This is a genomic window from Rhodococcus sp. P1Y (assembly GCF_003641205.1).
Taxonomy (GTDB): domain Bacteria; phylum Actinomycetota; class Actinomycetes; order Mycobacteriales; family Mycobacteriaceae; genus Rhodococcoides.
In genome coordinates this window covers 3337125-3350009 of record NZ_CP032762.1, presented here as the reverse complement: position 1 = coordinate 3350009, position 12885 = coordinate 3337125, and the positions used below count along the sequence as shown (strand labels likewise).

Below are 12885 nucleotides of genomic sequence, written 5' to 3'. Positions count from 1 at the left end.
GGTGAAACTATCGGATGTGAAACCACCCCGCCGCCGCTGGCGCGGTGTTGTGCCAAATGTGTTTCGCTTCTTGATATTCGGACAAACCGGACGGTCCAAGTTCCCGTCCGTTACCGGAACGCTTGAACCCGCCCCATTCGGCGGCGGCCGTATAGATACCGAAATCGTTGAGCCACACCGTTCCGTGGCGCAATCCACGCACCATACGTTCACCTCGCGCACTGTCCGATGTTCGTACGCCTGCCGCGAGACCGTAGTTCGTGTCGTTGCCGAGCCGTAGAGCTTCCTCCTCGGTTGTGAAACGCTCAACAGTGAGTATGGGGCCGAACGTCTCCTCTTGCACGATATTCATCGAGCGATCGCATTTGTCGAAGATCGTCGGAAGAAAGTAGCTGCCGTCGGCGAGATCCGGATCTTCGGGCCTCGCGCCCCCGATCACCAGTTCGGCGCCCTCGTCGACCCCGAGCGCAACGAAATTCTCGATCTTGGTGCGTTGGGCCTCCGACACCAGCGGTCCAGTCTCGCTGGCCTCGTCGAGACCCGGGCCCATCTTGATCCCACGCGCGCGTTCGGCAACGGCTGCAACGAATCGGTCGGCGATGGAGTCCTCGACTATCAGCCGAGTTCCGGCCGAGCACACCTGCCCGGAGTGCAGAAACACTCCGGTCAGCACGTGGTCCACCGAATCGTCGAAGTCCTGCTGATCCTCGACTGCGTCGGCGAACACGATGTGCGGATTCTTACCGCCCAATTCGACCGCCACCTTGGTGACGTTCGCGGCGGCCGTAGCGAGGATGGTCCGTCCGGTGGCAAGTCCACCCGTGAACGAGATGAAGTCGACGTCGGGGTTGGCCGTCAACGCTTCGCCGAGCACTGCGCCGCTTCCCTGAACGAGGTTGACCACCCCGGACGGCACTCCGGCTTCTTCGACGAGCTTGACGAAGGCGATGGTGCTCAACGGGGTCACCTCGCTCGGCTTGAGTACCATCGTGCATCCGGCTGCCAGTGCAGGAGCGATCTTCCACGAGATCTGCAGCAGTGGGTAGTTCCACGGCGCGATCATCACGCACACGCCGATCGGCTCGTGCACCACCCGACTGATGACCTCGGGCCGACCCACGTCGACGAGTCGGTCACCGTGCACCGCGGCCAGCTCGGCGTAGTAACGAAAAACCGAGGTCACGTCGTCGATATCGATTCGACTCTCCGCCAACGTCTTCCCGGTATCGAGCGTCTCGATGTGCGCGAGTTGTTCCTTGTCGCGCTGAAGTAGATCTGCGATTGCGGTCAGCAGGGCAGTTCGGTCGGCGACCGGCGTCGACGCCCACGACCCCTCGTCGAACGTTCGGCGCGCTGCATCGACAGCCCGCAGCGCGTCGTCCGGGGTGGCTTCGTCGACCACGAGAACAACGCTGCCGTTCGAAGGATCGATGATCTCGCGTGTCCCTCCGTCGGAGGCGCCCACCCAGGCGCCGTCGACGAGAAGGGAGGGCCGCAGGTTGCCAAACTCGATTGCACTGTTTCCGGACGTGGACACTTCGCACTTCCTCCCGCTGCTGACGCTGGTGACCGATGCGTCAACCGTAAGCCCGCGTGCAACGCAGCCGAAACCCCCGGCACGCATGACCCCGCGTCCGTGGCCGACCCGCGCCTGCCGCCGCAGCTACTTCGATCAGGTACACACAGCCAACAGCGCTGCGACGTCTGCGTCGTTCAATCCACGAGGCGGAGGGTTCTGCAGAAGAATCTCGCGAAGGCGCCGAACGAATCCCTGACGATCGACACCGAACTCGGTGAGGACCGCATCGCCTGGTCCGTCACCACGAGGGAAACGATCGGTCACGTGATCTCGCATCGGGTTCCTCTCGCGGCGTCGATTCTTCGGGACTCCGGGGCGGTGGCAGGTCGGGGGTCGAGCCACCGCCTCGGAGTTGCACTGTGTATCAACTCAGGGTTTCGAACCGTTACACATTGATACCAAATGGAACGACAGTCCGCAGAAGACGCCGGTGCGCCCAACACGGCGAATCGACCACACCGCCGAAAGTTCGGACGTAGCATCGGCTTCGTGACGGTTCCGCTGCGCATCCTCGTATACAGCAGCAACGCGCACACGCGCGAGGAAGTCACTTCCGCAATAGGCAGACGCCCGAACCCGGCGCTACCGGAGTTCGAGTACCTCCAGGTCGCCACCGAGCCGATGGTCGTGCACTACCTCGACGCGGGCGGTATCGACCTTGCGATTCTCGACGGGGAGGCGTCGCCTGCCGGCGGCATGGGCGTCGCCAAGCAGCTGAAAGACGAAATCGAGAACTGTCCACCTCTCGTCGTACTCACCGGTCGCCCGGACGACAGATGGCTCGCGGATTGGTCAGGGGCCGAGGCCGCGGTATCGCACCCGCTCGACCCGTTCGTACTCACCGCAGCTGTGACGGCCTTGCTGGGAAACTGACCTAAGTCGGTCGGTCACAACTCATTCCACCTTCGGACCTGCTGATCGGCGCAAGATCAACTTGCCCGGGTGACACGCCGATTCAACTGGTCGAAAACCAAGACAAGCCGGGGTCGCACAACGGTAGGCTGTGGTTCAGCTCACATTTTTCTATTGGCTAAGGACCTCTTGGTCGACAGAACTCCTCAGATGCCCACAAGGCAGGTACGGAGAGGCGAAACAGGTTGAACGAGTTCATCCCCATTCTGGTCCTGGGCGCTGTCGCAGTCGCCTTCGCCCTCGTGTCCGTCGTGATTGCAGCAGTAGTGGGCCCGAAGCGTTACAACCGGGCCAAATTGGATGCGTACGAGTGCGGCATCGAGCCGACTGCGCAGCCGATGGGCGCCGGTCGCTACCCCGTGAAGTTCTACCTGACCGCGATGCTGTTCATCATCTTCGACATCGAGATCGTCTTCCTCTACCCCTGGGCGGTCCATTTCGACGCGCTGGGAATCTTCGGTTTGCTCGCCATGGGCATGTTCATCGTCAGCGCGGCCGTCGCCTACGCATACGAGTGGCGACGAGGCGGTCTCAGCTGGGATTGACGCCCGGCAACCGACGCACGACGCGCACCGCACAAGAAGGGTCTGGCCATATGGGTCTCGAAGAAAAGCTCCCGAGCGGGTTTCTGCTGAGCACGGTGGAGGGCCTGGCCGGGTACGTCCGCAAGGGCTCGCTGTGGCCTGCGACGTTCGGACTCGCCTGTTGCGCTATCGAGATGATGGCCACCAGCTCGGGACGCTTCGACATCGCACGTTTCGGGATGGAAGCGTTTCGCGCGTCTCCGCGGCAGGCCGACTTGATGATCGTCGCAGGACGAGTCAGCCAGAAGATGGCACCTGTGCTACGACAGATCTACGACCAGATGGCCGAACCCAAATGGGTTCTGGCGATGGGGGTATGCGCGTCGTCGGGCGGCATGTTCAACAACTACGCCATCGTGCAGGGCGTCGACCACGTCGTTCCCGTCGACATCTATCTGCCGGGCTGTCCGCCCCGGCCCGAGATGCTTCTCGACGCGATCCTGAAGCTGCACGAAAAAATTCAGGAGATGCCGCTCGGCGCCGACCGTGAGAAGGTCGCGCGCGCAGCCGAAGAAGCTGCGCTGCAGTCGAGGCCGACCATCGAGCTGAAAGGCCTTCTGAGATGACGGTCGATCGACAGGGAATGTTCGGCGTCCACGGCACCGGTGACACATCCGGGTACGGCCGACTGGTCGTTCCCGCACTGACACAGGGCAGCTCACATCCTCCGTTCGGCGGCTACTTCGATGCGATCACCGACCAATTGCGGGACTCACTGGACGCCGAGGACATCCCGTTCGACGAGGCCATCGAATCGACCGTCGTCTTCCGCGGCGAACTCACACTTCATGTTCGACGAGAGCATCTCGTTCGCGTCGCGACCACCCTGCGCAATCGACCCGAACTCCGCTTCGAGATGTGCCTCGGTGTGAACGGCGTGCACTACCCACAGAATGTCGGGCGCGAGCTGCATGCGTCGTATCCGCTGCTGTCGATCACCCACAACCGACGGGTTCGCCTGGAAGTGTCTGTGCCCGAATCAGATCCGCACATCCCCAGTCTCGTGCGCATCTACCCGACCAACGACTGGCACGAACGCGAGACCTACGACTTCTTCGGGATCCAGTTCGACGGCCATCCATCTCTGACCCGTATTCAGATGCCCGACGACTGGGTCGGTCATCCGCAACGCAAGGACTACCCACTGGGCGGAATCCCTGTCGAGTACAAAGGCGCCAGCATTCCGCCACCGGATCGACGTCGGGAGTACAACTGATGACCGACACAGCAGGGCGCGAGACGTCGTTCACAGTGTCCGGGCAGGACTGGGACGACATCGTTGCCGCAGCCGCCGAGACTTCGGCCGGATCATCCGAAGAACGCATCGTTGTCAACATGGGCCCTCAGCACCCGTCCACCCATGGGGTGCTTCGACTGATACTCGAGATCGAGGCCGAGACTGTCACCGAGGCCAGGTGCGGAATCGGCTACCTGCACACAGGAATCGAGAAGAACCTCGAGTTCAGAAACTGGACTCAGGGCGTCACGTTCGTCACTCGCATGGATTATCTGTCACCGTTCTTCAACGAAACCGCCTACTGCCTCGGCGTGGAGAAACTGCTGGACATCACCGACGATGTCCCGGAACGGGCAACGATCGTGCGCGTCATGCTCATGGAGCTGAACCGGATATCCTCGCACCTCGTTGCGCTGGCGACGGGCGGAATGGAGCTCGGAGCAGTCACCGCCATGCTCTTCGGTTTCCGTGAGCGCGAACTCATTCTCGACGTGTTCGAGTCGGTCACGGGTCTGAGGATGAACCACGCCTTCGTTCGGCCCGGCGGACTGGCTCAGGACCTACCCGACGACGCACTTCCGAAAATCCGTGAACTTCTGAAAATACTGCCGGACAGGTTACGGGACATGTCGAACCTGCTGGACGACAACAGGATCTGGAAGGCTCGCACACAAGGCATCGGTTACCTGGACCTCACGGGATGCATGGCGCTGGGAATCACCGGACCCATGCTGAGATCCACCGGCCTGCCTCACGATCTCCGTGTGTCACAGCCTTATTGCGGATACGAGAACTACGAATTCGAGGTCTGTACCGACACCGGATGTGACGCCTACGGGCGGTACGTCATTCGAGTCGCCGAGATGAAGGAGTCCTTGAAGATCGTCGAGCAGTGCCTCGACAAGCTCCGTCCCGGCCCCATCATGGTCGACGACAAGAAGATCGCCTGGCCTGCCGATCTGTCGGTTGGATCGGACGGAATGGGCAACTCCAAGGAGCACGTGCGGGACATCATGAACACCTCGATGGAATCCCTCATCCATCACTTCAAACTCGTGACCGAGGGATTCCGAGTGCCTGCAGGCCAGGTATACACCGCAGTGGAGTCACCCCGCGGCGAACTGGGGGTCCACATGGTCAGCGATGGCGGCACCAGACCGTTCCGAGTGCACTACCGGGACCCCTCGTTCACCAACCTGCAGGCAGTCGCCGCTACCTGCGAAGGCGGAATGGTCGCCGACGTCATCGCGGCGGTCGCAAGCATCGATCCGGTCATGGGCGGAGTCGATCGATGAGAGGCGTGCAGCCATGAGCGAGAGAGTGTTCCTGCAACTCGGAACCCGGCCGGTCCCCTACCCGGACGACGTCCTGGCACGCCTCGACGCCGATGCGATCGACATCATCGCCAGGTATTCATCGTCCGAAGCCCCGAACCCTGCGATGGCTCGATCTGCGCTCCTGCCACTGCTGCACCTGGTTCAATCGCACGACGGTTACGTCTCGGCCACCGGAATCGAATTCTGCGCGATCAAACTGGGACTCACCGGCGCCGAGGTCACGGCCGTGTCCACCTTCTACTCCATGTACAGGCGCGAACCGACCGGCGACTATCTGGTCGGAGTGTGCACCAATACTCTGTGCGCTGTCATGGGCGGCGACGCAATCATGGACGCCCTGCGCGAACACCTCGATCCGTCCGACGAGACGGTGACGCTCACCCATCTCGAGTGCAACGCCGCATGCGACTACGCACCGGTGGTGATGGTCAATTGGGAGTTCTTCGACAACCAGACACCGGAAAGCGCCCGCACCCTCGTCGACGCGCTTCGATCCGGCAGTGAGGTCACTCCCACTCGCGGAGTGTCGTTGTGCACCTTCAAGGAAACCGAACGTATCCTCGCCGGCTTCCCCGACGAACGACTCGGCGCTGTCGAGGCCGGGGGCACGCCGGGAGCACCGACGCTCGCAGGTCTTCGCGTCGCGCAGCGAGACGGCATGCGCGCGCCTAGCGTCCATACACCGACCGATAGCGGGTCTGCTCCACTCGGCTCCGAAGAAGCCAATGCCCGTGAATCCACCAAGGAGAAGCCCGCACCCGCGCCGACAGAATCGGTTCCGCCCGAGAAAGGACACTGACGTGCCATTGACTCCGGTGCTGAGCAGCTACTGGGACGACCCACAGTCGTGGACGCTCGAGACCTACCGTCGACACGGCGGGTACGAGGGCCTGCGCCGGGCGTTCGAGATGGCGGAGGACGACGTCATCGCCTTGGTCAAAGACGCAGGTCTACGCGGGCGAGGCGGCGCAGGATTCCCGACGGGCATGAAGTGGTCCTTCATTCCTCAGGGCGACGGTAAACCTCATTACCTTGTGGTCAACGCGGACGAGTCCGAACCGGGAACGTGCAAGGACATGCCACTTCTTCTCGCGACACCTCAGGTGCTCGTCGAGGGAATCATCATCGCCGCGTACGCGATTCGGGCTCATCGCGCGTATGTCTACGTCCGCGGAGAGGTGGTCCCCGTTCTGCGCCGTCTGCAGGCCGCGGTGGCCGAAGCCTATGCCGCGGGCTACCTGGGACAGAACATTGCGGGAACGGGTTTCGATCTGGACGTCGTCGTTCACGCGGGTGCCGGAGCATACATCTGTGGGGAGGAAACAGCGCTGCTCGATTCGCTGGAAGGCCGTCGTGGACAACCGAGGCTGCGCCCTCCCTTCCCGGCCGTTGCCGGACTGTATGCGTGCCCGACAGTCGTGAACAATGTCGAGTCGATCGCCAGCGTTCCGGCCATCCTCCGCAACGGTGTGGATTGGTTCCGGTCGATGGGCAGCGAGAAGTCCCCTGGATTCACGCTGTACTCGTTGTCCGGACATGTGACGAACCCCGGTCAGTACGAGGCTCCACTCGGAATCACGTTGCGGGAGCTACTCGAATACGCCGGCGGTGTGCGAGACGGCCACACCCTCAAATTCTGGACGCCGGGCGGATCGTCGACACCGATCTTCACCGACGAGCACCTGGATGTTCCGTTGGACTACGAAGGCGTCGGTGCCGCGGGATCGATGCTCGGTACCAAGGCACTGCAGATTTTCGACGACACGACGTGCGTCGTGCGGGCTGTACGCCGCTGGACGGAGTTCTACGCGCACGAGTCGTGTGGCAAGTGCACGCCGTGCCGCGAAGGTACCTACTGGCTGGTGCAGATCTACGAACGCCTCGAAACCGGCCGGGGAACCGCCGGAGATCTCGACACACTTCTCGACGTCGCGGACAGCATCCTCGGAAAGTCGTTCTGCGCCTTGGGCGACGGAGCAGTAAGTCCGATCACGTCGTCGCTGAAGCACTTCCGCGAGGAGTACGTCCGGCATCTCGGAGCGCCATGTCCGTTCGATCCACACCGCTCGACACTGATGGCAGGAGAACTGACCTCGTGAGCGTCGAAACGACCACTGTCACCGTCAGCATCGACGGCACCGAGGTGCACGTGCCGTCCGGCACACTCGTGATCCGTGCGGCCGAACTCAGCGGGATCCAGATCCCGAGGTTCTGCGACCACCCTCTCCTCGATCCAGTCGGAGCCTGCCGACAGTGTCTCGTCGAAGTCGAGGGGCAGCGAAAGCCGTTGGCCTCGTGCACAACCACCGTCACCGAGGGAATGGTGATCCGGACGCAGCTCAGCTCTCCGGTAGCCGCGAAAGCCCAGAAGGGCGTGATGGAACTGCTGCTGATCAACCATCCGCTCGACTGCCCGGTCTGCGACAAGGGCGGCGAGTGCCCACTGCAGAACCAGGCGATGTCGTCGGGTCGATCGGAATCGCGGTTCACCGACGTCAAGCGCACCTATCCCAAACCGATCCCGCTGTCCTCGGAAGTGCTTCTGGACCGTGAACGCTGTGTGCTGTGCGCACGGTGCACCAGATTCTCGGAGCAGATCGCAGGTGACCCGTTCATCGAACTCATCGAACGTGGTGCGCTGCAACAGGTGGGAATCTACGACAGCGAACCCTTCGAGTCGTACTTCTCTGGCAACACCGTCCAAATATGTCCTGTCGGTGCGCTGACCGGCGCAGCCTACCGATTCCGGGCCCGGCCCTACGATCTCGTGTCGACGCCGAGCGCGTGCGAGCACTGCGCGAGCGGATGCGCCCAACGGACCGATCATCGACGCGGAAAAGTGCTGCGCCGGTTGGCTGGTGACGATCCTGCTGTCAACGAGGAGTGGAACTGCGACAAGGGTCGATGGGCGTTCACCTACGCCACCGAACGCGACCGCCTCACCACACCTCTGGTTCGATCCGCCGAGGGGACCCTGGAACCGGCCTCGTGGTCGGAAGCAATGACCGCCGCCGCTGCAGGGCTCGAGGCGGCGGGCAACAACGTCGGAGTCCTCGTCGGTGGTCGATCGACAGTCGAGGATGCGTACGCCTATTCGAAGTTCGCCCGTGTCGCGCTCGGAACGAACAACATCGACTTCAGAGCACGCGCACACAGCTCCGAGGAAGCCGAGTTTCTCGCGTCGTCCGTCGCCGGGCGCGAGATCGACGTGACGTATCAACGACTGGAAGATGCACCTGCGGTGGTTCTCGTCGGGTTCGAACCCGAAGAAGAATCGCCGATGATCTTCCTCCGACTTCGCAAGGCGGTGCGAACCAAGAACCAAAGGGTGATCGCCATTGCTCCGTATGCATCGCCTGGCGTGAGAAAGTTGGGCGCATCCCTGGTGCAATGCATTCCCGGTGGTGAAGCCGAGATCCTGGACGGTCTCACGGAGCTGATCCCGGGAACCGTAATCCTCGTCGGCGAACGCCTCGCGCATACGCCGGGCGGGTTCTCGGCCGTCGTGCGGCTTGCGGCGAGGACCGGCGCACCGTCGGCGTGGATTCCGCGGCGCGCAGGTGATCGCGGTGCGCTCGACGTCGGGGCACTGCCAACGCTGCTTCCCGGCGGCCGACCGGTGTCCAGCGATGCTGCCCGCGCCGAACTGGCCAGATACTGGGCCGTGGACGGGGTTCCGGAATCCCCCGGACTGGACGGCGCGGAGATTCTCGCGGCAGCAAGGTCAGGAGCAGCTCTTGTGGTGGGCGGGGTCGAACTAGCCGATCTGCCGGACCCGATGGGAGCCGCCGCTGCCGTCGACAGCGCCTCGTTCGTCGTCAGCCTCGAGGTTCGCCACAGCAGTGTCACCGAGCGAGCAGACGTTGTCTTCCCGGTGGCGACCGTGACCGAGAAGTCCGGAACCTACCTCGATTGGGAGGGTCGCGCACGGTCCTTCGAGTCAGCGATGCCAGGATCGCGCTCCCTGTCCGACGGGCGAGTGCTGCATGCGCTGGCGGCCGAGATGAAGATCGCGCTCGGACTGCCCGACACCGACGCAGTCCGACGAGACATCGCGGGACTGGCGCCGTGGAACGGACCGTATGCCGCGGAACCGACACGATCCCACCCATCGGCCCCCGAACCGGAACAGGGGGAAGCATTGCTGACGACATGGCGAATGCTTCTCGATTCCGGTCGAATGCAAGACGGCGAGCCCCACCTCGCCGGCACAGCTCGTACACCGGTGGTTCGCCTGTCCGCCGATACCGCGCAGGAAATCGGTGCAGCGGAGGGCGACCAGGTCACCGTCGGATCTGATCGAGGACAAATCACACTTCCCCTCGCCGTTACCGCGCTTCCTTACCGCGTCGTATGGCTCCCGCAGCGCTCTCCCGGCTCCGAAGTGAACTCCACGCTCGGCGTCGGCACCGGGTCGATCGTGCAGATCCACCTCGCCGAACAGGACGCGTCATGATCCCGGGCTTCGGTATCGACCCGTGGTGGATGGTCGTTGCCAAAGCAGTCGCGATCTTCGTCTTCCTGATTCTGACACCGTTGATCGCCATTCTCGCCGAGCGAAAAGTCATGGCTCGCATGCAGATGCGAATCGGGCCCAATCGCGTCGGGCCCGGGGGCATGCTTCAAAGCCTCGCCGACGGTGTCAAGCTGGCTCTGAAGGAAGGGATCGTCCCCAAGGGCGTCGACAAACCGATCTACCTGCTGGCACCTGTGATCGCCGCCGTTCCCGCCTTCATGGCATTTGCCGTGATTCCGTTCGGGCCCGAAGTATCCATCCTCGGACACCGAACTCCGTTGCAGTTGACCGACTTTCCGGTCGGGGTTCTGTACATTCTTGCGGTCACCTCGGTCGGTGTGTACGGCATCGTTCTCGCCGGGTGGGCATCAGGATCGACGTATCCCCTGCTCGGCGGGCTTCGATCGACGGCACAGGTCATCTCGTACGAGATCGCAATGGGACTGTCGTTCACAGCCGTGTTCCTGTACGCGGGCACAATGTCCACGTCGGGTATCGTTGCTGCCCAATCGAATACCTGGTACATCTTCTTGCTCTTCCCGTCGTTCCTGATCTACCTGACGTCCATGGTCGGCGAGACCAACCGTGCACCGTTCGACCTACCCGAGGCCGAAGGCGAACTGGTCGGCGGTTTTCACACCGAGTATTCGTCGTTGAATTTCGCGATGTTCATGCTCGCGGAGTACGTCAACATGGTCACGGTGTCCGCCTTGGCCACGACTCTGTTCCTGGGCGGCTGGCACGCACCGTTTCCGATCAGCCTGTGGGACGGGGCCAATTCCGGATGGTGGCCGGTCCTGTGGTTCACGCTCAAGGTGTGGGCGTTTCTGTTCGTGTTCATCTGGCTTCGTGCCACGCTTCCGAGACTGCGCTACGACCAATTCATGAACCTCGGGTGGAAGGTCCTCATTCCGATCTCGCTGGTGTGGATCGTCCTCGTCGCTACTGTCCGAGCATTCCGGATCGAAGGCTACGGCTCGTTCGCGGTCGCCCTCGTGGTCGTCAGCGCAGTCGCCGCAGCGTTGGTCGCGCTGTTCTTCTGGCGCCGATCCCGTCGACGACCGGAAACCGACACTCCGACTGCAGGAACCGAGCTCGGAAGATCGGCTCCGTTCGATCCGTTTGCGGGCGGGTTCCCCGTCCCGCCGATGCCGGACCAGACTTTGTCCACGCCAGAGAAGGAGCGCAGCGATGCCTGAATTCCTAGGGCCGATAGCAGGATTCGGCGTCACGTTCGCGACGATGTTCAAGAAGCCGGTAACCGAATTCTATCCGGAGACGAAGACTCCGACGGCCCCGCGCTACCACGGCCGCCACCAGCTCAATCGGTACGCGGACGGCTTGGAAAAGTGCATCGGCTGCGAGCTGTGTGCGTGGGCGTGCCCCGCAGACGCGATCTACGTAGAAGGTGCCGACAACACCGAGGAGGAGCGCTTCTCCCCTGGTGAGCGATACGGACAGGTGTATCAGATCAACTATCTCCGGTGCATCGGCTGCGGCTTGTGCATCGAGGCCTGCCCGACTCGTGCACTGACGATGACCAACGAGTACGAGCTCGCAGATGACAATCGTGCAGATCTCATCTACGAGAAGGATCGGTTGCTCGCGCCGATGGAGCCCGGAATGGAGGCCGCGCCGCATTCCATGGCGGAGAACGCGACGGCAGCGGACTACTACCGCGGGACCGTCGAGTGACCACATCGACCGCCGAGGCCGTGCAATTCTGGCTGCTCGGTGGACTCGCAGTGATCGGTGCGCTGGCGATGGTCTGTGCAACGAAGGCGGTGTACTCGGCGCTGTTCCTTGCGATCACGATGATCATCCTCGCGGTGCTCTACATCGCGCAGGGTGCCGTCTTCCTCGGAGTCGTCCAGGTCGTCGTGTACACGGGCGCGGTCATGATGCTCTTCCTGTTCGTGCTGATGCTCGTGGGAGTCGACTCCGCGGACTCGTTGACCGAAACGCTAAAGGGACAGCGGTCTGCCGCGGTGGCCTCGGGTCTCGGCTTCGGACTCGTCGTGGTCGGGGCGATCGGAAACGCCTCGGTCCAATCAGGACGGCCGCAGTTCGTCGGACTCGACGCGGCGAACGCAGGCGGAAACGTCGAGGGGCTTGCCGAACTCATTTTCATTCGCTACCTCTGGGCTTTCGAGCTCACCGGCGCCCTGTTGATCATTGCAACCGTCGGCGCGATGGTTCTGGCTCACCGTGAGCGTTTCACCGAACGCCCGGGCCAGCGGGAATTGTCGCAGCAGCGCTTCAAAGACGGCACACACGTCACACCGATGCCGAGTCCTGGTGTCTACGCCCGACACAACGCGGTGGACTGGCCCGCGCGGCTGCCGGACGGATCGCTGTCGGAACTCTCGGTCAATCCGATGCATCGCGGACATCGCGGTGACCAGGAGGGCGGCGGCGTATGAATCCGGAGAACTATCTCTATCTGTCGGTGTTGCTGTTCTCGATCGGCGCAGCCGGAGTTCTGCTCCGCCGCAACGCCATCGTGGTCTTCATGTGCATCGAGCTGATGCTCAACGCTGCAAATCTCGCGTTCGTCACATTCGCCCGAATGCACGGCAATCTGGAGGGACAGGTCTTTGCCTTCTTCACCATGGTCGTCGCCGCCGCCGAAGTGGTTGTCGGACTTGCGATCATCATGACCATCTTCCGGACCCGACGGTCGGCCTCCGTCGACGACGCCAACCTTCTGAAGAACTGAC

Annotated in this window: 14 protein-coding genes; 12 read left to right on the top strand and 2 right to left on the bottom strand. The window is 62.7% G+C overall.

The features are described from left to right. Positions 1 to 7 precede the first annotated feature (7 nt). Positions 8 to 1513 carry an aldehyde dehydrogenase family protein gene (locus D8W71_RS15510; protein ID WP_442972052.1) on the bottom strand — a complete coding sequence of 502 codons (1506 nt, stop codon included), beginning with the start codon at positions 1511 to 1513 and terminating at the stop codon, positions 8 to 10. 159 nt (positions 1514 to 1672) lie between these two features. Then, positions 1673 to 1843, bottom strand: a complete 171-nt coding sequence (locus tag D8W71_RS15505) for a hypothetical protein (protein ID WP_236077450.1) — start codon at positions 1841 to 1843, stop codon at positions 1673 to 1675. A gap of 225 nt (positions 1844 to 2068) precedes the next feature. On the opposite strand from D8W71_RS15505, the gene D8W71_RS15500 reads away from it, so the two are divergent. From D8W71_RS15500 to nuoK, 12 genes are all read left to right on the top strand, one after another. Beyond that, positions 2069 to 2452, top strand: coding sequence for an Rv3143 family two-component system response regulator (locus D8W71_RS15500; protein ID WP_121119291.1), 384 nt, complete (start codon positions 2069 to 2071; stop codon positions 2450 to 2452). Positions 2453 to 2676: 224 nt separating this feature from the next. After that, complete coding sequence (locus D8W71_RS15495; protein WP_121114521.1) at positions 2677 to 3036, top strand: NADH-quinone oxidoreductase subunit A; 360 nt, start codon at positions 2677 to 2679, stop codon at positions 3034 to 3036. Positions 3037 to 3086: 50 nt separating this feature from the next. Then, a complete protein-coding gene (locus tag D8W71_RS15490) occupies positions 3087 to 3641 on the top strand; it encodes a NuoB/complex I 20 kDa subunit family protein (RefSeq protein WP_068375664.1) in 555 nt (184 codons plus the stop codon). Next, positions 3638 to 4291 carry an NADH-quinone oxidoreductase subunit C gene (locus D8W71_RS15485; RefSeq protein WP_121114519.1) on the top strand — a complete coding sequence of 218 codons (654 nt, stop codon included), beginning with the start codon at positions 3638 to 3640 and terminating at the stop codon, positions 4289 to 4291. The genes D8W71_RS15490 and D8W71_RS15485 overlap by 4 nt, the downstream gene beginning before the upstream one ends. After that, complete coding sequence (nuoD, locus tag D8W71_RS15480) at positions 4291 to 5607, top strand: NADH dehydrogenase (quinone) subunit D (RefSeq protein WP_121114517.1); 1317 nt, start codon at positions 4291 to 4293, stop codon at positions 5605 to 5607. Before D8W71_RS15485 ends, nuoD begins: the two co-directional genes overlap by 1 nt. A gap of 13 nt (positions 5608 to 5620) precedes the next feature. After that, positions 5621 to 6448 carry an NADH-quinone oxidoreductase subunit NuoE gene (nuoE, locus tag D8W71_RS15475; protein WP_121114515.1) on the top strand — a complete coding sequence of 276 codons (828 nt, stop codon included), beginning with the start codon at positions 5621 to 5623 and terminating at the stop codon, positions 6446 to 6448. A gap of 1 nt (position 6449) precedes the next feature. Beyond that, entirely contained in the window at positions 6450 to 7748 is a 1299-nt protein-coding gene (gene nuoF, locus D8W71_RS15470; protein ID WP_121114513.1) for an NADH-quinone oxidoreductase subunit NuoF, read from the top strand. After that, positions 7694 to 10105, top strand: a complete 2412-nt coding sequence (locus tag D8W71_RS15465) for an NADH-quinone oxidoreductase subunit G (RefSeq protein WP_121114511.1) — start codon at positions 7694 to 7696, stop codon at positions 10103 to 10105. The genes nuoF and D8W71_RS15465 overlap by 55 nt, the downstream gene beginning before the upstream one ends. Continuing rightward, entirely contained in the window at positions 10102 to 11364 is a 1263-nt protein-coding gene (gene nuoH, locus D8W71_RS15460) for an NADH-quinone oxidoreductase subunit NuoH (RefSeq protein WP_121114509.1), read from the top strand. Before D8W71_RS15465 ends, nuoH begins: the two co-directional genes overlap by 4 nt. After that, on the top strand, positions 11357 to 11860 hold the full coding sequence (nuoI, locus tag D8W71_RS15455; protein WP_121114507.1) for an NADH-quinone oxidoreductase subunit NuoI: 504 nt from the start codon (positions 11357 to 11359) through the stop codon (positions 11858 to 11860). Before nuoH ends, nuoI begins: the two co-directional genes overlap by 8 nt. Then, positions 11857 to 12588 (top strand): NADH-quinone oxidoreductase subunit J, encoded by a 732-nt coding sequence (locus D8W71_RS15450; protein ID WP_121114505.1) that lies wholly within the window; start codon positions 11857 to 11859, stop codon positions 12586 to 12588. Before nuoI ends, D8W71_RS15450 begins: the two co-directional genes overlap by 4 nt. Further along, a complete protein-coding gene (gene nuoK / locus D8W71_RS15445) occupies positions 12585 to 12884 on the top strand; it encodes an NADH-quinone oxidoreductase subunit NuoK (RefSeq protein ID WP_068375643.1) in 300 nt (99 codons plus the stop codon). The genes D8W71_RS15450 and nuoK overlap by 4 nt, the downstream gene beginning before the upstream one ends. Position 12885: the final 1 nt, after the last annotated feature.

Excerpts from the sequence above, each read along its gene's own strand:
- D8W71_RS15490 (WP_068375664.1), top strand. The coding sequence starts at position 3,087 with ATGGGTCTCGAAGAAAAGCTCCCGAGCGGGTTTCTGCTGAGCACGGTG.
- D8W71_RS15485 (WP_121114519.1), top strand. The coding sequence starts at position 3,638 with ATGACGGTCGATCGACAGGGAATGTTCGGCGTCCACGGCACCGGTGAC.
- nuoD (WP_121114517.1), top strand. The coding sequence starts at position 4,291 with ATGACCGACACAGCAGGGCGCGAGACGTCGTTCACAGTGTCCGGGCAG.
- nuoE (WP_121114515.1), top strand. The coding sequence starts at position 5,621 with ATGAGCGAGAGAGTGTTCCTGCAACTCGGAACCCGGCCGGTCCCCTAC.
- D8W71_RS15465 (WP_121114511.1), top strand. The coding sequence starts at position 7,694 with ATGTCCGTTCGATCCACACCGCTCGACACTGATGGCAGGAGAACTGAC.
- nuoH (WP_121114509.1), top strand. The coding sequence starts at position 10,102 with ATGATCCCGGGCTTCGGTATCGACCCGTGGTGGATGGTCGTTGCCAAA.
- nuoI (WP_121114507.1), top strand. The coding sequence starts at position 11,357 with ATGCCTGAATTCCTAGGGCCGATAGCAGGATTCGGCGTCACGTTCGCG.
- nuoK (WP_068375643.1), top strand. The coding sequence starts at position 12,585 with ATGAATCCGGAGAACTATCTCTATCTGTCGGTGTTGCTGTTCTCGATC.